General features: G+C 65.1%; 22 protein-coding genes. 10 read left to right on the top strand and 12 right to left on the bottom strand.

The annotated features are described in order from the left end of the window. Window positions 1–24: 24 nt before the first annotated feature. The 3 genes from BH683_RS03005 to BH683_RS02995 form a co-directional block, all read right to left on the bottom strand. Window positions 25–828: an ABC transporter permease gene (locus BH683_RS03005; protein WP_084834793.1), complete on the bottom strand. Its 804-nt coding sequence runs from the start codon at window positions 826–828 to the stop codon at window positions 25–27. After that, the gene (locus tag BH683_RS03000; protein ID WP_084834792.1) at window positions 825–1,757 is read right to left on the bottom strand and encodes an ABC transporter ATP-binding protein; all 933 of its coding nucleotides are present in this window, start codon (window positions 1,755–1,757) and stop codon (window positions 825–827) included. The genes BH683_RS03005 and BH683_RS03000 overlap by 4 nt, the downstream gene beginning before the upstream one ends. Window positions 1,758–1,968: 211 nt before the next feature. Beyond that, a complete protein-coding gene (locus BH683_RS02995; protein ID WP_084834791.1) occupies window positions 1,969–3,126 on the bottom strand; it encodes an HNH endonuclease signature motif containing protein in 1,158 nt (385 codons plus the stop codon). Window positions 3,127–3,344: 218 nt separating this feature from the next. On the opposite strand from BH683_RS02995, the gene BH683_RS02990 reads away from it, so the two are divergent. From BH683_RS02990 to BH683_RS02975, 4 genes are all read left to right on the top strand, one after another. Continuing rightward, window positions 3,345–4,118 carry an ABC transporter permease gene (locus BH683_RS02990; protein WP_084834790.1) on the top strand — a complete coding sequence of 258 codons (774 nt, stop codon included), beginning with the start codon at window positions 3,345–3,347 and terminating at the stop codon, window positions 4,116–4,118. 23 nt (window positions 4,119–4,141) lie between these two features. Continuing rightward, window positions 4,142–4,561: a hypothetical protein gene (locus BH683_RS02985; protein ID WP_143695960.1), complete on the top strand. Its 420-nt coding sequence runs from the start codon at window positions 4,142–4,144 to the stop codon at window positions 4,559–4,561. Window positions 4,562–4,715: 154 nt separating this feature from the next. Continuing rightward, window positions 4,716–5,198, top strand: coding sequence for a hypothetical protein (locus tag BH683_RS02980; RefSeq protein WP_084834788.1), 483 nt, complete (start codon window positions 4,716–4,718; stop codon window positions 5,196–5,198). A gap of 115 nt (window positions 5,199–5,313) precedes the next feature. Then, window positions 5,314–5,730, top strand: coding sequence for a PPOX class F420-dependent oxidoreductase (locus tag BH683_RS02975; protein WP_084834831.1), 417 nt, complete (start codon window positions 5,314–5,316; stop codon window positions 5,728–5,730). A 2-nt stretch (window positions 5,731–5,732) separates the two neighbouring features. On the opposite strand, the gene BH683_RS02970 is transcribed toward BH683_RS02975, so the two are convergent. Beyond that, window positions 5,733–6,581, bottom strand: coding sequence for a LysR family transcriptional regulator (locus BH683_RS02970; protein ID WP_084834787.1), 849 nt, complete (start codon window positions 6,579–6,581; stop codon window positions 5,733–5,735). A 69-nt stretch (window positions 6,582–6,650) separates the two neighbouring features. On the opposite strand from BH683_RS02970, the gene BH683_RS02965 reads away from it, so the two are divergent. Together BH683_RS02965 and BH683_RS02960 are read left to right on the top strand one after the other, a co-directional pair. Further along, a complete protein-coding gene (locus BH683_RS02965; RefSeq protein WP_084834786.1) occupies window positions 6,651–7,616 on the top strand; it encodes an EamA family transporter in 966 nt (321 codons plus the stop codon). Window positions 7,617–7,646: 30 nt separating this feature from the next. Further along, the gene (locus BH683_RS02960; RefSeq protein WP_084834785.1) at window positions 7,647–7,892 is read left to right on the top strand and encodes a DUF1272 domain-containing protein; all 246 of its coding nucleotides are present in this window, start codon (window positions 7,647–7,649) and stop codon (window positions 7,890–7,892) included. Window positions 7,893–7,909: 17 nt separating this feature from the next. Here BH683_RS02960 and BH683_RS02955 read toward each other — a convergent pair whose 3' ends face one another. From BH683_RS02955 to BH683_RS02935, 5 genes are all read right to left on the bottom strand, one after another. Beyond that, on the bottom strand, window positions 7,910–9,535 hold the full coding sequence (locus BH683_RS02955) for an MFS transporter (RefSeq protein WP_084834784.1): 1,626 nt from the start codon (window positions 9,533–9,535) through the stop codon (window positions 7,910–7,912). Further along, window positions 9,532–9,930, bottom strand: a complete 399-nt coding sequence (locus BH683_RS02950) for a VOC family protein (protein WP_084834783.1) — start codon at window positions 9,928–9,930, stop codon at window positions 9,532–9,534. Before BH683_RS02950 ends, BH683_RS02955 begins: the two co-directional genes overlap by 4 nt. 39 nt (window positions 9,931–9,969) lie before the next feature. Further along, a complete protein-coding gene (locus BH683_RS02945; RefSeq protein ID WP_084834782.1) occupies window positions 9,970–10,722 on the bottom strand; it encodes an alpha/beta hydrolase in 753 nt (250 codons plus the stop codon). Between the two features lie 137 nt (window positions 10,723–10,859). After that, window positions 10,860–11,681: an alpha/beta hydrolase gene (locus tag BH683_RS02940; RefSeq protein WP_084834781.1), complete on the bottom strand. Its 822-nt coding sequence runs from the start codon at window positions 11,679–11,681 to the stop codon at window positions 10,860–10,862. A 152-nt stretch (window positions 11,682–11,833) separates the two neighbouring features. Then, entirely contained in the window at window positions 11,834–13,666 is a 1,833-nt protein-coding gene (locus tag BH683_RS02935; RefSeq protein WP_348639208.1) for an ATP-binding protein, read from the bottom strand. 88 nt (window positions 13,667–13,754) lie between these two features. Between BH683_RS02935 and BH683_RS02930 the strand changes: the two genes are divergently transcribed. Next, window positions 13,755–14,135: a response regulator transcription factor gene (locus BH683_RS02930; protein ID WP_348639207.1), complete on the top strand. Its 381-nt coding sequence runs from the start codon at window positions 13,755–13,757 to the stop codon at window positions 14,133–14,135. A gap of 10 nt (window positions 14,136–14,145) precedes the next feature. On the opposite strand, the gene BH683_RS02925 is transcribed toward BH683_RS02930, so the two are convergent. Beyond that, window positions 14,146–14,802 (bottom strand): response regulator transcription factor, encoded by a 657-nt coding sequence (locus tag BH683_RS02925; protein WP_084834779.1) that lies wholly within the window; start codon window positions 14,800–14,802, stop codon window positions 14,146–14,148. 161 nt (window positions 14,803–14,963) lie between these two features. Between BH683_RS02925 and BH683_RS02920 the strand changes: the two genes are divergently transcribed. Next, window positions 14,964–15,566, top strand: coding sequence for a TetR/AcrR family transcriptional regulator (locus BH683_RS02920; protein ID WP_168186950.1), 603 nt, complete (start codon window positions 14,964–14,966; stop codon window positions 15,564–15,566). Window positions 15,567–15,590: 24 nt separating this feature from the next. On the opposite strand, the gene BH683_RS02915 is transcribed toward BH683_RS02920, so the two are convergent. After that, a complete protein-coding gene (locus BH683_RS02915) occupies window positions 15,591–16,154 on the bottom strand; it encodes a TetR/AcrR family transcriptional regulator (protein ID WP_246833161.1) in 564 nt (187 codons plus the stop codon). A gap of 70 nt (window positions 16,155–16,224) precedes the next feature. Here BH683_RS02915 and BH683_RS02910 point away from each other — a divergent pair, with 70 nt between their 5' ends. Further along, window positions 16,225–16,839 carry a lysophospholipid acyltransferase family protein gene (locus BH683_RS02910; protein WP_084834776.1) on the top strand — a complete coding sequence of 205 codons (615 nt, stop codon included), beginning with the start codon at window positions 16,225–16,227 and terminating at the stop codon, window positions 16,837–16,839. A gap of 64 nt (window positions 16,840–16,903) precedes the next feature. After that, window positions 16,904–17,845 carry an alpha/beta fold hydrolase gene (locus tag BH683_RS02905; protein ID WP_246833160.1) on the top strand — a complete coding sequence of 314 codons (942 nt, stop codon included), beginning with the start codon at window positions 16,904–16,906 and terminating at the stop codon, window positions 17,843–17,845. 3 nt (window positions 17,846–17,848) lie between these two features. On the opposite strand, the gene BH683_RS02900 is transcribed toward BH683_RS02905, so the two are convergent. After that, on the bottom strand, window positions 17,849–19,337 hold a 1,489-nt coding region (locus tag BH683_RS02900), incomplete at its 5' end, for an HNH endonuclease signature motif containing protein (RefSeq protein WP_084834774.1).

Here is a 19,337-nt window from a genome sequence, read left to right as displayed (position 1 = left end):
ACGTGTGGTCACTGTCGAAGTTACCTACTGGCGCGCCGTGCTCTTGCGGTAGTAGTGAATTGCCGCATATCCGAATATCGCTGCCCAGACGGCGATGTTGGCGAAGCAGACCAGCAGCGAGATGTGATCGCCGTACGCGGTGACGCCACCGGTGATCGGATAATTCGCCAATTGGCTCACCCCGAACATCGGCGTGACCATGGAGAACGTCAGCATCGCACCCTTGAGCGGGACGAACACGTTGCCCGCGAACGCCAGCAACGTCAGGACTCCGCCGAGTACCTGGGTGGCGGCGTCAGACCTCAGGGCACTGCCGACCGCAAGGCCGAATGCGGCGAACAGTGCCGAACCGAGCCACCCGAGCAGGACCGCGGCGACCCAGTCACCGACGGGCGCGCTCGCTCCCGTCGCGGCACCGACCGCCGACAGCAGGATCAGCGGCAGCGCGGCGACGGTGAGTGCGACGAGCACCTTGGAGACCACGTAGGCCGCCGGTGTCATCGGGGTCATCCGAAGTGTCCTCGTCCACCCGGCCTGCTGTTCGAGGGCCACCGACGCGGCGGTGGTCGTGGTGGCGAGGATCGCGCCGTAGATCGCCATGTGGATCATCACGTAGGCCGCGGTGTTCGCGCTGCCGATCTTGTCGCTGCCGTAGTCGGCGGTGGCCCCGAAGATCAGGTACATCAGCGTGGGCACGGCCAGGGTGAAGATCATCGCGCGCCGATTCCGCATCACCCGCCGGAGGTCGAGGCGGACATAGGTGGTGGAGAAGCCGCGCAGCACACGGGTCCTCGAACGCGCGGTCGGGGTGGTGGTCAGGGTGGTCATCGGCTGATCCTCTCGGGTGTGGCGGGCTGCGGGTGATCACTGGTCAGCGCGACGAAGGCGTCTTCCAGGTTGTGGGAGGTGATCTCGACGTCACGAGCCCCGGTTGCGGTGAGCAGGTGGCGGGCGAGCGCATCGGAGTCGGGCGTACGCAGATGGTGGCGACCACCGCGCTCGGTGACGTCGGTCAACGCCGGAAACGCTGCGCGGACCGCCGCGAGATCGTCGCGATCGAGAATGGCCGAGACCGTACGGCCGCTCGCCTGCGCCCGGATGCTCGCTGTCGAACCATCCGCGACGATCCGTCCTTTCGCGACCATGACTATCCGATCCGCGAAAGCGTCCGCCTCCTCGAGGTAGTGGGTTGCGAACACCACCGTTCGGCCGCTCTGTGCGTCGGCGCGCATCGTCGCCCAGAACGACCGACGCGACTCGACGTCCATGCCCGCTGTCGGTTCGTCGAGCACGATGAGGTCGGGATCGGGCAGGAGCGCCAACGCGAACTTGAGTCGTTGTTGTTCACCGCCGGAGCATTTGGAGACCTTGCGGTCGGCAATGTCCGTCAGCCGGGCTCGCTCGACGACCCCGTCGACAGCAGCGGCGGCTCCGAACGTGCCGGCAACGATGCGCACGGTCTCAGCAACGGTGAAGTCGGGCAACAGTCCCCCGGTCTGCATCACCGCGGCGATCCGGCCGTTCCCCGCGGCTGTCACGGGGTCGGCGCCGAATACCCGGACCGTCCCTGAATCGGGTGTGGACAGGCCCAGCATCATGTCGATCGTGCTCGTCTTGCCTGCGCCGTTCGGGCCGAGGAACGCGACGACTTCTCCGGCACCGATGCGCAGGTCGATGCCGTCGACGGCCCTGACGGGCCCGTTGGACGAAGCGAACGTCTTGGTCAGTCCGCTCAATTCGATTGCGGTTGTGTTCATGAGAGAAACACTGCTGCAACCGGCGCTGTCGCACCCACTGCCGATGTCACGAGAACCGCATGACAGATGTCATGCCGCTGCTGTCTCCCGTCGACGGACGGATCACACTATTGAGTTGTCAATGTTCCAGCCGCACCGGTGTCATCCGGTGCTGCGGTAGTAACTTCGGACTGCGTCGTCGTCTGGAGTTTCTCGTGAACTTGTGGGCCTGTCAGGCGGCGAGTGGTTCGTTGGTCAGGGTGCGCCGGGCGTGGGATCGGATTGGTTCGGTCTTGCCAGGCGCGACGAACCAGGGGTGTCCGTCGTGTCCGATGAACACTGTCCAGCCTTTGTGGTGGATGTAGTTGTGGTGCCGTCGGCACAGCAGGACTGTGTTGGTCAGGCTCGTCTCGCCGCCTTGACTCCAGAACTTGATGTGATGCGCGTCCGTCCAACCGGCGGGGCAGCCGCAACCCGGGAAGGCACATCCGCGGTCTCGCACAGTGAGTGCTTTGCGGATTGATGGTGTGACGGTACGGAATTCGCGTCCGACATCCAGCGGTACGGCATTGTTGTCGAGCAGGATCTTGGTGATCACCGAATCGCACACCGTCATTTGGGCGGTGGGCAACGACACCGGCCCGGTCCACTCGAACGTCGCGGCCGCGGTGGGGGCTTTCGCACCCACGATGCCGTTCATCTGGAAGGCCAGGAGCTGCTCGGCGGAGACGGTCATCGTCACCCGCGGTTTCGGTGTACTGCGGGGGTCGGGTGACCCGTCGGGTTCCGGGACCGGCTTGGCCAGGGGACGCAACGCGGTCGCCAGTTTCTCGCCGAGGGTTTTGTCGAGGTCGAGGGTGACGTGGGTACGGCCGTCGTCGCCGGTCCCGAACGACACCTCATCGGCAAGGGCCATCTCGTGGGCTCGCCTGCTCACTGCCGCCGGTGTCGACACGCAGGCTTCTGTGAGCAATCCGCGTACGCAGTCAGAACGATCAGATTCTGAGAGGTCGGGGTCGCGCCGGTCGATGTGACCCAGGCCTTTGACGATGGCGTCCGTGTGTTCAGCGGACAGTGTCCCGTCGATGGCGTAGGTGGCGACCGAAGGGATGGATCCCAGGGCGCGACCCACTCGCACGTAGCGGCCGGCGACTGCGGGTGGCACTCCGGCGGACTGCAGTAGTTCAGCGGTCGCGTCCACCCCCAATGTCTTTGCCACACCACGCTTGTCGAGGTCGCCGGTGAACCGGAACAGAAGCTGGTCCGACACGTTTTTCGCCCGCAGTGCGAATACCGTCTCCTTTGACAAAGCCAAGTCGTCGAGCGGTGCGACCAACAATGGATCCGCCGCCATCGTTGATAGGTGTTCGAACAGCCCCCGGAAGTTCATGACTAAAATCTACCGCGATCTTCCCGTTCGCACAAGTGTTCGACAAGATCTATTTCACTGTGCTGCAACATCTTTCGCCATGCAAAGCACTATTGGCGGCAGTGTAGCAAGGCGGTCTGACATCCACTGTGACGAACGGAGACAGACACGCTCGGTGGTCAGTCAACCCTCTACGAGGCAGTCTGACACCATCAGTGAGATCAGAGTCGGGAGGGCAATTGTCGGACACGGTGATCCGGATCGGTCCGGCTTTGGCCATCGCTGTTGCGTTGCTGGCCGTTGCCGCCACCGGCATCGCCTACCTGGGCCGAACAGGTCATGAGCGGGCCGTGGCGTGGGCATCCGTCCGAGCGGCCGTCCAACTCGGATTGCTTGCCCTCGTCCTCGGCGTGCTGGTCGAACACCTGTGGGCATCCGCGGGATTCGTCGCCGTCATGTCTGTTGTCGCGGCGTGGACCTCTGCCGGCCGGGTGGTGAACCGGCGCCCCACGGTGGGGGAAGCCGCGACCCTTCTCCTTCCGGTGGCTCTCGCGTCGGTCGTCGTCGTCACCGTTCTGGTTGCGTCGGGAGTACTTCCGCCCACCGGCCTCGCCGTGATCCCCAGTGCGGGAATCATGATCGGCGGCGCCATGAACACGACATCGCTCGCGGGACGTCGCGCCTTCGACGAACTCTCGGCTCGCCGCGGAGAGGTCGAGGCGGCGATGTCACTGGGCATCTCTGACTACCACTCGCGGATGGAGGTCTGCCGGGGCGCCGCCGCCACCGCACTCGTACCCGCGCTCGACCAGACCCGCACGGTAGGACTGGTGACGATTCCCGGCGCGTTCGTCGGAATGGTCCTCGGTGGTGCATCGCCGGCGGATGCCGCTGTCATGCAGCTGTTCGTGCTGATCTCGATCCTCGCGGTGAGCTCCTGCGCGCTGGTGATTATCACGGAGCTGGTCGCGCGAGGGCGACTTTCGAGTTCTGTCGGAGTACGTCACGTTTGAGGTTCGTCGCCGGTCTGTCCGGTATGAGCCTTCTCATCCGCCTCGGCCTGCTGATCCTCTTTGTGGTGGAGTTCGTCGTCGGAGTCTGGAATCAGGTGTTCCCGGCGTCCTTCTACGAGCACTTCCCCACCGTCGACCTCACGCCGCCGTACAGCGAGCACTACGCCCGCGACTTCGGCGGTGCCACCCTGGGCATCGCGTTGCTGCTTCTCATCGCCCTGATCAGACCGCGCGCTGCGTTCGTCATCCCGGCGGCCGCCGCCTACACGGTCTTCTCCCTGCCGCACTTCTTGTTCCACCTCGGCCACACCCACGGGGCGACGACCACCGAGACCGTCGCCCTGACGTCCGCCAATGCCTTCGTGCTGCTCGTGGGTCTCGGGGTGATCGCCCTGACCGTGGTGCGTGCTCGCCGAACCCACGCTGGATCCCGTCCTGAGTGAGGCGCCACGTCCACCTATCGGTGGACAACCGTTTCATCCCCTCAACGGTCCGTTGGCCCGACACCGCGTCGTCTCCCGAGGGCACATAGTTGATTCATCGCCGACAACAAGCCGGAGAGAATCACGAAAAGAACAGCCAGACAGGGAGAATGACATGACCACCACCACACGACGCACCCTGAACCGCATCGGCGCCGGCTGCCTGGGTATCGCAGCGACGGCCGCCATCGGCTTCGGAGTAGCAGGCGCGGCCAACGCCGGCACAGTCCCCGTCACCCACCCGGGTGAGCCGTCCATCGCCATGACGATCACGAACAACACCGACCAGACCCAGTATCTCGCCGGGAATGAGTCCTCTTCGGGCGGCTGGGTGAATGCCCCGAAGGACACCTTGGCGCCTGGCGAGAGTGAAACCGTTGTGGCCGTTGCCGGAAATCAGAACATCCTCGAGACGGACGTCGAATACCAGATCGGGGCCACCGGTCCGATCGCGACGTACCGGGTCGTCGATTCGCAGATGGACGGGGCGAGCACCTTCGGCTCGGGTATCAACGGCGACGGATCGACGAACTATGTCCTGATCCCCGGCATCCAGTCGGCGTTCCCCAACGCCAACGCCACCTTCACGCTCAAGTGACACCAGGCCTGGCCGGGAGTGCACCCGTTGTGCGCTCCCGGCCGCGGTGTTGACTTCAAGCCGACGTGAAGTCGCAGACTGGGCGCAGCAGCCGACCGACGACATGAGGATCACGATGACTTTCACGAACGCCGAGATCGAGTACCTGACCAGCCAAGATCTCGGCAGATTGGCAACCATGCAGCCGAACGGGACCTTGCAGGCAAGTCCGGTTGGTTTCACGTGCAACATTGATCTCGGCACCATCGACATCGGTGGCTTCAACATGGCAGCCAGCCAGAAGTACAAGAATCTGGCGACCAATCCGACGGTTGCCTTCGTCGTCGACGACATCGCCACCAGAGATCCCTGGCGAGTGCGCTGCCTGGAGATCCGCGGCAGGGGCGAGCAGGTCGAGTCCGGGTCAGAGCGAGGCAATCAGGGGCCGCTGATCCGGATCCATCCGACCAAGATCATCTCGTTCGGCCTTGCCGCCGGCGACATGGACGTCGAGCCCCACCAGATCACGCCCCACAAGCGGACCCTTCAGTAGGTTCAACTCGCGTAGGCCTTGCGCATCATCGCCAGCAGATCGTCGATGCGGTCCGGCGGCGCGTCGCGCTGCCAGGCAAGCCACACCGACACCGGCTCTACATCGACGACGCGTCGGTACACCATGCCGGGCCTACGGTACTGGTGCACTGTGGACTCGGGCGTCATACCGATGGCCTGACCCGCGGCGATCGCCGTCATCCACTCGTCGATGTTGTGGGTCGTCCGAACCTCTACCGGCCTGCCTGCGAACAAGTCGCCCGAGGTGGTCCCCACGAGCGGATCCACCGCAATGATCCTGTCTTCCAGATCTCTCAGGGTCAGCCGCCGGCGTCGAGCCAGTGGGTCCGTTGCAGCGATCGCGGCATAGCGATTCTCGGTGCCGATCAGTTCGGTGGCGATCCTGCGCACCGAAGGCACCCGCCGCAGCACCGCCGCTTCCACCAGCCCCTCGTGGAGACCGGCGCTCGCGCTCGTGGACTGCACGAACACCAGCGGGTTGCCGGGATGTCGGGCCGACCAATCCCGTTGCACGGCAACGGTGTGAGCGCCGAGCACGGCGAAGTGATAGCCGATCCGGAACTCTCCGGCGGGCCGCGACAACGACTCCTCCAGTCGCGCGACCTCGTCCAGCACCCGCCGGGCGTGTACGAGCACTCTGGAACCCGCAGTGGTGAGCGTCGCCTCCCGCGGACCTCGGTGGAGGAGCCGCGCGCCGATCGATGACTCGAACCCCGCGACAGCACGCGACACCGCGGCCTGCGAGAGCTGCAGGGTGATGGCCGCGTCGGTGAAGGTGCCTTCGTCGACCACCGCGACGAAAGCTCGGAGCTGATGCAGATCCGTTGCCATACGCCAAGCGTATAACGCATGCGCGTCAGGCATTTTTGCTGTGGGTCTACGCAGGCAAGACTGGGCGACATGAGCACCGATCCAGGTGCGGTCGCAGTCTCGGGGGCCGCCGCCGTAGCGCCGTCCGATACCCGTGCCACCGCGGGCGGTGTCGCGCTGATGCTGACCGGTGGACTCAGCAATCAGATCGGGGCCGGTCTCGGCGCACATGCCTTCGCGGCGGTCGGTCCGGCGGCCGTGGTCGCAGTGCGGCAGGTCGTGGCCGCAGCAGTGTTGCTCGCCATCGCCCGGCCTCACGTGCGAGCAGTCCGGTGGCCCCAGTGGTGGCCGGTGCTGCTGCTCGCCATCACCGTCTCGACCATGAATCTGACCCTCTACCTCGCCATCGACCGCATCGGGCTGGGCCTGGCGGTGTCGCTGGAGTTCCTCGGCCCGCTGCTGGTGGCCACGTTCGCCTCGCGGCGGCGAGCCGATCTGATCTTCGTGGTGATCGCGGGCGCCGGGGTCTACATCCTCGTCTGGCCCAGCCCGTCCACGGACTACCTCGGCGTCGGGCTGGGCCTCATCGCGGCGGCGGGGTGGGCGTCGTACATCGTGCTCAACCGTGTCGTCGGCACGCGGTTACCGGGTCTGGACGGGGCCGCCTTGGCCACCACCGGTGCCACCCTGATCTACCTTCCTGTGCTCGTACTCACCATCTCGGCCGGAAAGCTGACGGGGTCGACGCTCTGGTTCACGATCGGCGCCGGCGTGCTCGCATCAGCGGTGCCCTATGCCGTCGACCTGCTGGCGCTTCGACGGGTGCCCACCGGGCTGTTCGCGATCTTCACCAGCTTCAACCCGGTGTGGGCCGCCATCGCGGGAATGGTGGTGCTCGGCCAGTTCCTCGGCCTTCACGAGTGGCTCGGCATCGCGCTCATCTCGGGCACCAACATCGCGATCATCGCCAGATCGCGAGGTCGTCGGCTGCCCTCGGATGCTGCACTCTCGCAACCTGATTCGTCGATGACCCGCCCGGCCGTGACAACCCGTTAGACTCGGCGGGACACCGGAGGAGGCAATCCGATGCTCGAGATCCGACCGAACTGCGAATGCTGCGACCGCGACCTGCGGCCAGAGGACGAAGCCTGGATCTGCACCTTCGAGTGCACGTGGTGTCCGGCGTGCGCCTCGGGATTCCCCGATCGTCGCTGCCCCAACTGCGGCGGCAACCTGTCCGTTCGACCGATCCGCCCCGCAGCTCTACTGGTAAGGAACCCAGCTTCGACGACACGGGTGACGAGCGCCAGTTGCCGTCAACAGTCGGGCTGATCCGGGCCTCGCCGAACCTACCTCGTCGAGTCCGACGATGAGCGCACCTTTGCCCGCAGGGCGAACAACTGTTGCTCGTCCTCGGTGGCGCCGGTGGCCGTGTGAGCGAGCGCGGCCGTGATGAGATCGTGGTCGGAGTCGGTCCACCTCTCGCGATGCTGGTGTTCGAATTCCCCCCACGACGGCACCGTGAACTGCTCGACCCGCACATCCGGATCGCCGCCGTGGCAGTACAGGCCCCATGAATAAGCGCCGGTCCGGCGTCGAGCTCTACCCACCGCCATCATGTCCTGCTCGAATTGTTCGAGTTCGCCGGACCGCACGCGGTACGTGTTGGAGATGATGACGGGGCCATCGTCGGGTTCGGGCCCGAAGACGACCATCGGCGTCGGCCAGGCAGTCGACACCCCACGCGGCAGCGTCCCGGTCTCGGGCCGCAGCGGTAGAACCTTGACACTTGCCGCAGCCAGGGCCAAGAGCACTGCCGAGATCAGCAGTGCAACAGCAAATCCGGTGTGTGAGGCGACCACACCCCAGATGAACGATCCCAGTGCCTGACTACCCATGAACACGAGCAGGTAGATCGACATACCCCGAGCCCGGACCCACGGGGCGAGCGACAGCTGGATGGAGGCATTCAGCGTGGTCAGGGTTCCGATCCAAGCCGCTCCGGCAACCAGTAACAGGGGCAACACCGCCCAGATCGGGAGGTAGGCCACCGCCACGACCCCGACCGCATAGGCGACGGCCGATCCGACCAGAACACCGTTCGCCGACAACTTCTTACGCACCCGGGGGTACACGACGACCCCGATGAGCGCGCCGGCCCCGAGTAGCCCGAGCACCAGGCCGTAACCCGACGCCCCGAAGTGCAGGTTCTCCGACGACGCCAGGGGTAGCAGCGCCCACAGCGCGGAGGCCGGGAAAGCGAACAACGCTGAGCGCAACATGATCCGGCGAACGACCGGCGCTGACTGGATGTAGTGCATTCCGGTGACCATCGACCGCCCGAACCGTTCGCGGTCGACCGCCTTGTTGTCTGCTGGTCGCCGCCACCAGATCAATGCGCCAATGATCGCAAGGAACGTCAGTGCATTGATTGCGAAGACCGCAGCCGGTCCCGCCGCTGCCACCAGTACGCCACCGATCGCCGGGCCGACGGCGCGAGCGCCGTTGACCGTCACGCTGCCCAGGGCAGATGCGGCCGGGATCTGTTCTTTCGGAACCAATTCGGGCTGGATCGCCTGCCAGGCAGGTGCGGACAACGCCGATCCGCATCCGAGGAGAAAGGTCATCGCGAGCAGCATCACCGGGGTCAAGATGTCTGTCCAGGCCAGGAACGTCAGCAGACCCGCTGCGAGCGCGGTGTACACGCTCACCGCGATGAGTAGCCGGCGCCGGTCGAGCAGGTCGGCCAGGCCGCCCGCCGGAAGCGCCAGGAACAGAGTGGGGAGCAGACTCGCCGTCTGTACGAGCGCGATGATGACCGCACTGCTGTGGTGCTCCACCAGGAACCACTGCGCGCCGACGGTTTGCATCCACAGGCCGATGTTCGACACCAGCTGGGCGATGAAGAGCATCCGGTAGATCCGGCTTCGCAGTGGCGCCCACGCCGGATTCCCGGTCGACGCGACGGTGGTCATGACGCCGCACCTGACTCGAGGGCCGCAGACCTCGGCGCTTCCCGGATCGCAAAGAGATTACCGAACGGATCGAGCAGCTGGCACAGTCTCTCGCCGGTGAAGACGGTTTTCGGTCCCCGGTGGGCCACCGCGCCATGGGCGGTCCAGTCGGCAACGATCGCGTCGACGTCCGAGACCGTCCAGTACGCGGAAACGCCCGTCGGCCCCGGTGAGTTGAACTCGTCGGACTTGTGGATGGTCAGCCTGACGCCGTCGATGTCGAAGGCGACCAGGGCACCACCCCGCACCACCGGCTCGCGCCCGAGGCGGGTGGTGTACCAGTCGACCGCTTCATCGAACTGGTCGACGAAGTAGAAGATGTTGCCGATCGGCCCCAGGGCGAGTGCTCCGGTCATGGCTTCGAGCCTTCCGTTCCGCTGTCGAGGTCCAGTATTTCAGGACTGGGCGCCCGCTGACGGGGCTTCCTGAGGCGAGGTCACTTCGGACAGGGCTTCTTCGATCACCGCGACGACCTCGGCCGGCTTGGCGATCATCGCCAGGTGCGGAGCGTCGATCTCGACGACCTTGCGCAGGCCGGCACGCTCGTATCCGAAGCGCTCTACATCCGGGTTGATGGTGTGGTCGTCGCGGCTGACGATGCCCCAGCCGGGCTTGGTCTTCCATGCGGCGACCGGCGCAGCCTCGCCGAAAGCGGCTGCGGCCAAGGGGCGCTGAGATACTGCGAGCACCTCTGCCTCTTCCTGGGTGATTCCGGCGGCGAAGATCTCGTGGAAGGTCTTGATGTTCACCGATACGTCGGTGCCGGGTTCTGCTCCCTCGATCGGGAACGGCGAGTAGACCAGATTGGCTGCGAGATCGGAGTCGGGGAATCGACCCTGCAATTCGCCGAGGCTCTCGCCTTCTTCCAGCGCGTAACCGGCAACGTAGACGAGTCCGACGACGTTCTCTGCCACCCCGGCGACGGTGATGACTGCTCCGCCGTAAGAATGTCCGGCCAGGAGTACAGGGCCCTCGATCTGCTCGACGAACGAGCGGATGTAGGCCGAATCACCGATCAGGCTGCGGTTCGGCACCGGCGGGACGAGCACGGTGTGGCCTTTGTCGAGCAGGCGTCGGGTGACCGGCGCCCAGCTGGCGCCGTCCGCGAATGCGCCGTGGATGAGAACGATGGTGGGTGTGGTGGTCATGGCGAGCTCCTTGTGCAGGGTGATGAACGGGGTTTGGTGCCCGACCGCCCACCCGTTTTCGCACGATCCGGCAGTTACTGCGGGTGGAGGGTGCGAAAACGGGTGGGCGGTGGGGACTGAGATTCGAGTGCGGTGTCTTATTCGGCGATGAACTTGAGAATGTCTGTGTCCAGAGCCTTCTGGTAGTCGCCGTAGATGCCGTGCGGGGCGCCCGGGTAGACCTCGAGGCGGCCGTTCTTGACGAGCTCGATGGACTTCTTCGCGGCCGCGACGATGGGCACGATCTGATCGTCGTCACCCTGGGCGATGAAGATCGGGACGTCGAGTGCCTTCAGGTCTTCGGTGAAGTCGGTCTCGGAGAACGCCTTCACGCAGTCGTAGGCTGCTGCGAGGTTGACGAGCATGCCCTGCCGCCAGAAGTCGTCCTTGGCTCCCTGCGACACGTTCGAACCCTCACGGTTCGCGCCGAAGAAGGATTCGGACAGGTCCTTGTAGAACTGCGAGCGATCATTGAGGACGCCCTCGCGGATACCGTCGAACACCTCGATGGGCGTGCCCTCGGGATTGGTGTCGGACTTGACCATGATCGGAGGAACGGCGCCGGCGGTGATCACCTTGACGACGCGGCCCTTTCCGTACTGTGCTGCATAGCGAACCACTTCGCCGCCACCGGTCGAATGCCCGATGAGGACCAGGTCGTTCAGATCGAGTGCTTCGACCAGCTCCGCGAGATCCTTGGCGTAGGTGTCCATGTCGTTGCCCTGGTAGGTCTTCGACGACCGGCCGTGTCCGCGACGGTCGTGGGCGATCGCCCGGTAGCCGGCGTCGGCGAGCAACTTGAGCTCGATCTGCCAGGCATCGGATGAGAGCGGCCAGCCGTGGCTCAGCAGCACAGGCTGTCCGGTGCCCTGCTCGGTGTAGTAGATCTCGGTTCCGTCGGTGGTGGTGATGTACGGCATGGTGTCCTCCTGCGGTTGTTGTCTCGCTCTTGTGAGAACAACATTCGTCCTATCGGAGGCGTAAGTCGTCGCTGCTGGCGTCCAAACCAGGGGAGGACTTTCGGCGGGTGGACATACCTGCTAGCCGGTATACGACCCACGACGGGCCGGCGTCACGAGGACGCAGCGGGTATGCGGACCACCAGGGTCGTCCCGACACCGGGCGGGCTCGTGATCGTCAACGTGCCACCGACAGTGTCGATTCGATCGTGCAGCCCGATGAGCCCCGACCCGCTTGCGGAGTCGGCGCCGCCATTCCCGTCGTCACTGACGGTCAGGTCCAGGAAGCCGTCGTCCGATGTGGCGACGATCGTGATCTCCGTGGCATGGGCGTATTTCGCCGTGTTCGTCAGCGCCTCTGCGACCACGTAGTACGCAGCGACCTCGACCGTGTCGGGTAGCCGGGTCGGAATCGAGATGGTGAGCGACACCGGTACCGGCGAGCGGCGGGCCAGGGTCTTCAGCGCGGGGCCGAGGCCTCCGCGGGACAGGATCGCGGGGTGGATGCCGCGCGACAGTTCCTGGAGATCGGTGTGCACCTGCGACAGCGTTTCGACGCTGCGATCCAACCGTTCGCGGAGGTCCTCCTCACCGGGTGGCACAGTCATCTGGGCGGCCCGCAGTTCCATACCCAGCGAGACGATGCGTTGCTGCGCCCCGTCGTGCAGGTCACGTTCGATCATCCGGCGCGCCTGATCGGCCGCCGCGACCACGCGCGCCCGAGATCGGGTCAGCTGACCTCGGGTTTCACTGTTGTACACGGCGGTTGCCACGAGATCGGCGAAGTCCAGCACCCGCGCCTCGATGTCGTGGGCCGGGCGGCGATCGGAGGAGCCGACGATCACGGCCCCCCAGATGGAGTCGTCGAGTTTGATCGGCACACCGAGACCCGAGACGAAACCACGTCGTCGTAGCCGCTCGGCGATGGGACCCGTCGCGTTCGAATAGTCGACGGCAACGCTCTCCCCCGTGGCGTGAACGAGGGTGCTGGCGTTGTATCCGCCGAGGGGTAGCCGCTCACCTACCGTGAGGTGATGTCCCCCGGGATCACCGTCCCAAGCAGCGAGTACGAGGCAGGAATCGTCTCCGTCGAAACGTACCAGCGACACATGTTCGACACCGAGGCCATCGGCGAGCTCTGCAGCTGCGACCGGATAGACGACGTCGGGCTCACCCCGCTGGGCGACCAGTGTCGCGACCCGGCGCAGCGCTGCCTGCTGGCGTGCCAGGGATTCGGTCTGCTCCCCCAACTCGTGCCGGTCTCGCGCCGCCGCGAGTAGCGCTTCCAGCGCGGGCACGATTCTCCGCACCCGCCGCGTGTCCGAGGCCGACAGCACTGCCGGCACCAGCAGCGACCCTGCGGCGACGCCGTCGTCGAACAGGTTGATCCGCTGCTGTTCCGGTGTCACCGGAGCATCCGCAGGGCCGAGGACCGCATAGGGAGCGGGGAGATCCAGCACCTCGGTCAGGCGAGCACTCGCGCCGCTGAACATCTCCGTGGACATCGGCTCACGCAACATGGATCGCGCAAACGCGGCCATCATGTCCGCTTCCCGCCGGCGCTGATCGGATTCCGCTGCGCGCAGCCGAGATTGGCCGACGAGCACATTGGTGAGCAGAGCCACACTCGTGAACACGATGACGGCGGGCAGCAGACTCTGGGTGTTCTCTGCGACGTGTACATACGCATAGGCGGCAGCACTCGCGACGGAGGTTGCGATGGCGATACCGAAGCCCCACCCTGCCGACACCACCAACACACCGAACAGGAACACCGCACCGAACGCACTGTCCGGGGCGATCTTCTCCAGCATGAACACGATCAGCATCTCGACCGCGATCAGTGCGGCCCCCACCGCGATTCCCCACGCCACGGGCGGGGTGCTGGGTCGCAATACACTGGTGACGAGCCGATCTCGCCAGGTCCCACCGTCGTGATCAGGCACATGGCGATCGTAATCCGTATGCGGTCGGCGGGCGGAAGTACCGCTAGCGGGCATGCCCCGCCGGTCGTTCTCTGACACTCTCGAAAGAGTGAAGCCCCCCGACCATCGCTGTCTGATAGTGGACGACAGCAGCGCATTCTGCCTCGCGGCACGCAGTGTGCTGGAGTCTGCCGGGATGACGGTGGTGGGGACGGCGTCGACGCTTGCCACCGCGGTGCAGGCAGCACGTTCCTCGCACCCGGATCTGATCTTGGTCGACATCGACCTCGGCGGCGAAAGCGGTTTCGACGTGGTGGAAGCACTTCACGAGGACGATCCCCGGCTCACGATGGTCCTGGTGTCGACGCACGACGAAGAGGATTTCGCGGACATGGTCGAGGCGAGTTCAGCGATCGGGTTCCTGCCGAAGTTCGAGCTCTCAGCCGATCGTATTTTGCAGATCATGTCCCGAAACGGGGACGGCGCCTGAACTCCCTGAGTCAGCTCATCGCATCGAGATACAGGATCACCGCGCGCACTCGCCGATGATCTTCGGAGGTCTCACTGAGGTCCAGCTTGTTGAGGATGCTGCGGACATGCTTCTCGACCGTGCCCTCGGTGATCCAGAGCCGCTTGGCGATACCGGAGTTCGACAATCCTTCGGCCATCAGCGTCAACACATCGCGCTCGCGTGCACTCAGCACCGCCAGTGGATCGTCACGCCTTTTTGCGGCGATCAGCTCCTGGACGAGCGCCGGGTCGATGACCGACGCACCGTTCGCCACTCGAGAGAGGGTGTCGACGAAGTCGGCGATGTCGGTGACCCGACTCTTGAGGAGGTAGCCGATGCCTTTGCCGCTGTCGAGCAATTCCAGCGCGTGGTCGACCTCGACGTGCGCGGACAGCAGCAGCATTGCGACATCGGGGAACTCCCGCCGAATCAGTTTTGCCGCGTCCAGACCCTCGGCGCTGTGCGTCGGGGGCATCCGGATGTCGATGACGGCCAGCTGCGGAGGTGCCTTGCGGACCAGCGCGATGAGCTCATCGCCATCGCCGGCTTGTCCGATCACGTCGAGCCCCGACTGGCTCAGCAGACTCGCCAGGCCTTCCCGCAGCAGCAGATCATCGTCCGCCACCACCACCTGGAGTCCGTCCACCACATGTCCTTCCGTCGGCACTGCGCTCGGTTGATCCTAATGCGCTCGGCCCGACAACCGCCTGACGCTGAAGCGAGCCCGAGTCTGATGTCCCCAGAACCGAACGCTCGCGTCCTTGCCAAGAGATGCAACTGAGAACCTTTACGTGCCAATATGGCCTCATGGCCGCCGTCGTACGTCCCTACCGGGGTGTCGCCGCGCAAACGCGTCGAGACCGGCGCCGCGAGCAGTTGCTCCAGTCTTGTCTCGACCTGGTTGCCGAATCGGGTGCCACCGCGATCACCGTCGACTCGATCAGCGCCAGGGCGGGCCTGTCGAAGCGGTACTTCTACGAGAGCTTTCGCGACCGGGATGCCATTCTTGTCGAGGCCATCGACGGCGTTCTCCGGCCGTTGGGTACCGCACTCGTAGAGCAACTCCCGCCCGACCTGTCCACCGACCAGCGGATAGAACACGTCGCATCGTCACTGGTCAAAGCCCTGACTGCCGATCCCCGCGCGGCCTATCTCTATACCTCGGCGTCGGGGAACATCACCCTGGAGGCACGCCGACGACTGATCGTCGATGAGCTGACACCGCTGCTCATGACCGAGGTGCTCGGCACCGACCCGGACAACCCGCGGGACCGTGCCTCGACCATCCTCATGGTGGCCGGAACGACCGAACTGCTCGACCGGTGGCTCCGGGGAACGCTCGTGTTCACCGCGGACGAGTTCGTCGGCGTGCTCGCCGAGCTCGGCCAGAAAATCGCCTCCCCGATGTAGGTTTGCGCGGCGTCCGGGCGTCAATCACGTTGCGGCATCCACCGAATCGACCTCTGCGGCGACCAGCGCATCCACGTCGGCATCGAACAGCTCAAGAGCCCGGGTCGAGGTGAGCATCGCAATGCCGTGCACAGACGTCCAGAACCCCAGCGCGCGGTGCATCTCTTCCTGTCCACCGATCAGGCGTGCCAGTGCGTCGACAACCGGAACGGTCTTTTCACGGAGGTTCTCTCCTGCGCCCTCGAGCAGATCGTGCCGGAAGATCAGCGCGAACATGTCCGGGCGACGGCGCGCGAAATCCACGTAGAGGCGCGCCATCTCGAGCAGTCGTGCGCGCGCCCCTGTGGAATCAGCCGGCCCCGAACCAGACAGCGCCGGTTCGAGTTCGGCTCGCAAATCTGCAAAGCCTGCTTCTGCGATCGCAGCCAGCAGCGCGCGATGGGTAGGAAAATACCGCCTCGGTGCGCCGTGAGAGACGCCCGCGGCCCGGGTGATCGCCCTGAGCCCCACAGCCGGCAGTCCCCCGTCTTCGAGTAGGTCCACGCCTGCCTGAACCAGCCGCGCTCGAGTTCCACCGTCTTGGGTCATGTAGACATTGTCTACCATCGCATTCGTAGACATTGTCTACTGCCGTCATCGACGAAGGGACCTGCCGACCATGTGGTACCGAATACTCAAGTACTTGCTGGTGGGGCCCGTGCTGCGACTGATCGCCCGCCCGCTCGTCTCCGGTCTCCATCACGTTCCTCGGTCGGGTCCGGTCATCATCGCCGCCAATCACCTGGCCGTCATCGACTCGTTCCTGTTGTGCCTCGTGATCGACAGACGCCTGACCTTCCTGGCCAAGCACGATTACTTCATCCGACCCGGCGTGCGCGGTGCGTTGCAGCGTTGGTTCTTCACAGCCGCAGGTCAGGTGCCCGTCGATCGCGCGGGTGGCGACGCTGCGGCCGCGGCCTTGGACGCCGCGACGGCGATCTTGGAGTCGGGCGATGTCTGGGCGATCCACCCCGAAGGCACGCGGTCGCCAGACGGGCACCTACATCGTGGCCGGACCGGTGTCGCCAGGGTTGCTGCTGCGACCGGCGCACCGGTGATCCCCATCGCCCTGCAGCACAGCGCGCGACTACGCCCGTGGCGACGTGCCCGAATTACGATCGGTCCGCCATCCGATCTACGCAGCAGCAACATTCGCATATGCACCGACCAGCTCATGATGGAGATCCGCGAGATGTCCGGGCAACGGTATGTCGATACCTACGCACGCCGGTAGCGTCATCCCGGTGAAACGTCCATTGCCGCGCCCCGGACAGGATCGACTATTGACCATGCTGACCATGAGAGCGGTGTCTACCACCGTGGCTTTCCTCGGAGTGATCGCGGCGGCGTGTGCCTGCACGAGCAGCGAGACACCCAGTACGACGTCATCCTCGGCGCAACCTCTGGGCGAAGTCACCGTTCATCGCGTCGCCTACGACACGTCCGAGGGCAGCGATTCCACCCAGAACTGGGGCGACCTGTATCTGCCTGCGGGCGAGCAAGCCGTCGACACCGTCCCCCTCGTCGTGCTGATCCATGGCGGATCGTGGAAGTCGCAGCTCGACGCACAGACCATGCGTCCCTACGCGATCGACCTGGCCAAGCGCGGGATGGCCGTCTACAACGTCGAATACCGGCGGGTCGGGTCCGGCGGCGGCTGGCCTAACACCTTCACCGACGTCGGCAATGCTCTCGACTACGTGGTGGAGCTGGACAAGCAGTACCCGCAGATCACCACGGACGACGAGCTCGTCGTCGGGCACAGTGCGGGCGCGCAGTTGGCCATGTGGGCCGGTACGCGGAACAAGCTGTCCAAGAGTGAGATCGGGCACGATCCGAAGTTCCGCCCCACCCGGGTGGTGTCCCTGGCAGGTCCGCTCGACATGGTCTACGCCGCGCACCACGGCAACGACAGGATCGTCACGGCTCTCGGTGGCACACCTGAGCAGGTCCCCGGCCGGTACGCGTCGGTGGACCCGGTGCAGAACATCGACCCGACCATGCCGGTCGTCGCCATCCACGGCACCGCAGACACCCTTGTGCCGCCGATTCTGTCGGAGCGGTACATCGACGAGGTCGAGCGCCAGAACGGAATCGGTGATCTGGTTCTCGCACAGGACGAGGACCACGTCTCGATAGTCAGCTCAGATCGGCCCGTCTACGGCAAGATCCTCGACATCATCACAGACGCGTCCGGCAAGACCATCGACGAACTGGACGATCTTTACGACGACAACTGACGCCTATTCGCCGGGCGGGTCAGGTGGGTCGGGCGGTTGCCCGCCGTGTTCTCGAATACGTTGTTCCAGTTCGGCTTTGCGGCGTGCGAGCATAGCCTGGCGGGCCTCGATCAAGGCCTCGTCGGGGTGGTGGGCCCGGTTGACCCGGGGCTTTCGGTCCGGATCCAGGAACGCCGGTGGTATCCACGCGCAGCGTCCGGCGTCGGGGCCTTCGGTGATCATGACCGTCTGCCACTGATGCTCGCCCGGCCCCACCAGCTTGTGGTGCTGCGGGCACGCCGGAGCCAAATGCGTGATGTCGGTGAGCCCACCCAGCATCCACTCCGCGGTGTGATGAGCTTCAGCCCACATCGCCGGGTTCGTACACCCACCGAACGAGCAACCCCGGTGCGCAGCGAACATTGCAATGCGTTGCGCTTCGCTGGCCAACCGTTTCGCCCGCCCGAGGTACAGCACTTCGTTGCTGTGGTTGGCGAACACCGCCAATGTCTTGTCGCTTCGCGCGAGCAGCTTGATGGCATCGCTGATCGGCAACACAGTGCCCGTCGCGGTATAGACAACACCCCTCCCGTACGGACGCATCGGGCCACCGGTCAACGAGGGCAACCACGTCGGGTCCTCCCACTGCGTCCGCGGATCCGGATACGCACGCTCCGGCGATGACTCAGGTTCAGGCTGCGGCTCAGATTCCGGTTCGGGCTCAGGCGCTGGCTCAGGCTCGGGTTCGGGCTCTGGCGTTGGTTCGGGCTCGTGTACGTCGTCCTCGGCGGCGGCGGCTTCTTGCTCCCGAAGTGCTTCGTCGAGTTGGTCTTTGGTCATGGTGATGATCAACTGCACCGGCAACCCGCGATGAGTCTTGCCGAGCTGTCCGGACTCGAGCAGATACATGAGCATCGCCTTGAGAGCGTCATGATTACGCTGCGACTGCGTACGAAGATCATTGTCCGCCGCGGCCTGCAGAACCGCAGGATCCAGTGCCGGGTCATCGGCAGCCCCCGACGGGGACAACTCATCATCGGGATTGTTCATCCCCGGCGCCGCCCACACCCCCAACATCACTTCCATCAACGCCGTCGTCGTCGGATCCAGATGACCGGCCACCTTCGCCATGAAATCCGTCGCCGGCTTACCCAGATCGACACCCCGCTTCTTCGCGCGATCAACATCGTCAGCGAGTTTGCCGTCGGGATCCAAGTAGTCGACGATCCGCTCACCGATCGTCTTGACCTGCCCCGGCGGATACTTGCGGCACAGATCGGCCAACGCGACCTCGGTGTTCGCGCGCTGCTCGGCATCGATCTTGTGCGGGATATCCGCCATCACCTCGATCACCACCCCGACATGATCGAGGTCGATCACACCCGCGGCCAACAACTGCGCTGTTTCCGGGAACCGCGGACCGATCACCTCACCACTCGGAGTCACCGACGGCGTCAACGCATCCATCGCCTCCACCCGCGCCTTCGCAGCACCCGGGCGCATCCGCGTCATC

It is taken from the genome of Williamsia sp. 1138 (assembly GCF_002095435.2).
Classification (GTDB): Bacteria; Actinomycetota; Actinomycetes; order Mycobacteriales; family Mycobacteriaceae; genus Williamsia.
This window is presented reverse-complemented; position numbering and strand designations above follow the sequence as displayed.

Coding starts and splice junctions, on each gene's coding strand:
- BH683_RS02980 (WP_084834788.1), top strand. CDS start 4,716: ATGACCACCACCACACGACGCACCCTGAACCGCATCGGCGCCGGCTGC.
- BH683_RS03005 (WP_084834793.1), bottom strand. CDS start 828: ATGACCACCCTGACCACCACCCCGACCGCGCGTTCGAGGACCCGTGTG.
- BH683_RS02940 (WP_084834781.1), bottom strand. CDS start 11,681: ATGCCGTACATCACCACCACCGACGGAACCGAGATCTACTACACCGAG.
- BH683_RS02960 (WP_084834785.1), top strand. CDS start 7,647: ATGCTCGAGATCCGACCGAACTGCGAATGCTGCGACCGCGACCTGCGG.
- BH683_RS02910 (WP_084834776.1), top strand. CDS start 16,225: ATGTGGTACCGAATACTCAAGTACTTGCTGGTGGGGCCCGTGCTGCGA.
- BH683_RS02995 (WP_084834791.1), bottom strand. CDS start 3,126: ATGAACTTCCGGGGGCTGTTCGAACACCTATCAACGATGGCGGCGGAT.
- BH683_RS02920 (WP_168186950.1), top strand. CDS start 14,964: ATGGCCGCCGTCGTACGTCCCTACCGGGGTGTCGCCGCGCAAACGCGT.
- BH683_RS02985 (WP_143695960.1), top strand. CDS start 4,142: ATGAGCCTTCTCATCCGCCTCGGCCTGCTGATCCTCTTTGTGGTGGAG.
- BH683_RS02955 (WP_084834784.1), bottom strand. CDS start 9,535: ATGACCACCGTCGCGTCGACCGGGAATCCGGCGTGGGCGCCACTGCGA.
- BH683_RS02970 (WP_084834787.1), bottom strand. CDS start 6,581: ATGGCAACGGATCTGCATCAGCTCCGAGCTTTCGTCGCGGTGGTCGAC.
- BH683_RS02975 (WP_084834831.1), top strand. CDS start 5,314: ATGACTTTCACGAACGCCGAGATCGAGTACCTGACCAGCCAAGATCTC.
- BH683_RS02965 (WP_084834786.1), top strand. CDS start 6,651: ATGAGCACCGATCCAGGTGCGGTCGCAGTCTCGGGGGCCGCCGCCGTA.
- BH683_RS02950 (WP_084834783.1), bottom strand. CDS start 9,930: ATGACCGGAGCACTCGCCCTGGGGCCGATCGGCAACATCTTCTACTTC.
- BH683_RS02915 (WP_246833161.1), bottom strand. CDS start 16,154: ATGACCCAAGACGGTGGAACTCGAGCGCGGCTGGTTCAGGCAGGCGTG.
- BH683_RS02905 (WP_246833160.1), top strand. CDS start 16,904: ATGAGAGCGGTGTCTACCACCGTGGCTTTCCTCGGAGTGATCGCGGCG.
- BH683_RS02945 (WP_084834782.1), bottom strand. CDS start 10,722: ATGACCACCACACCCACCATCGTTCTCATCCACGGCGCATTCGCGGAC.
- BH683_RS03000 (WP_084834792.1), bottom strand. CDS start 1,757: ATGAACACAACCGCAATCGAATTGAGCGGACTGACCAAGACGTTCGCT.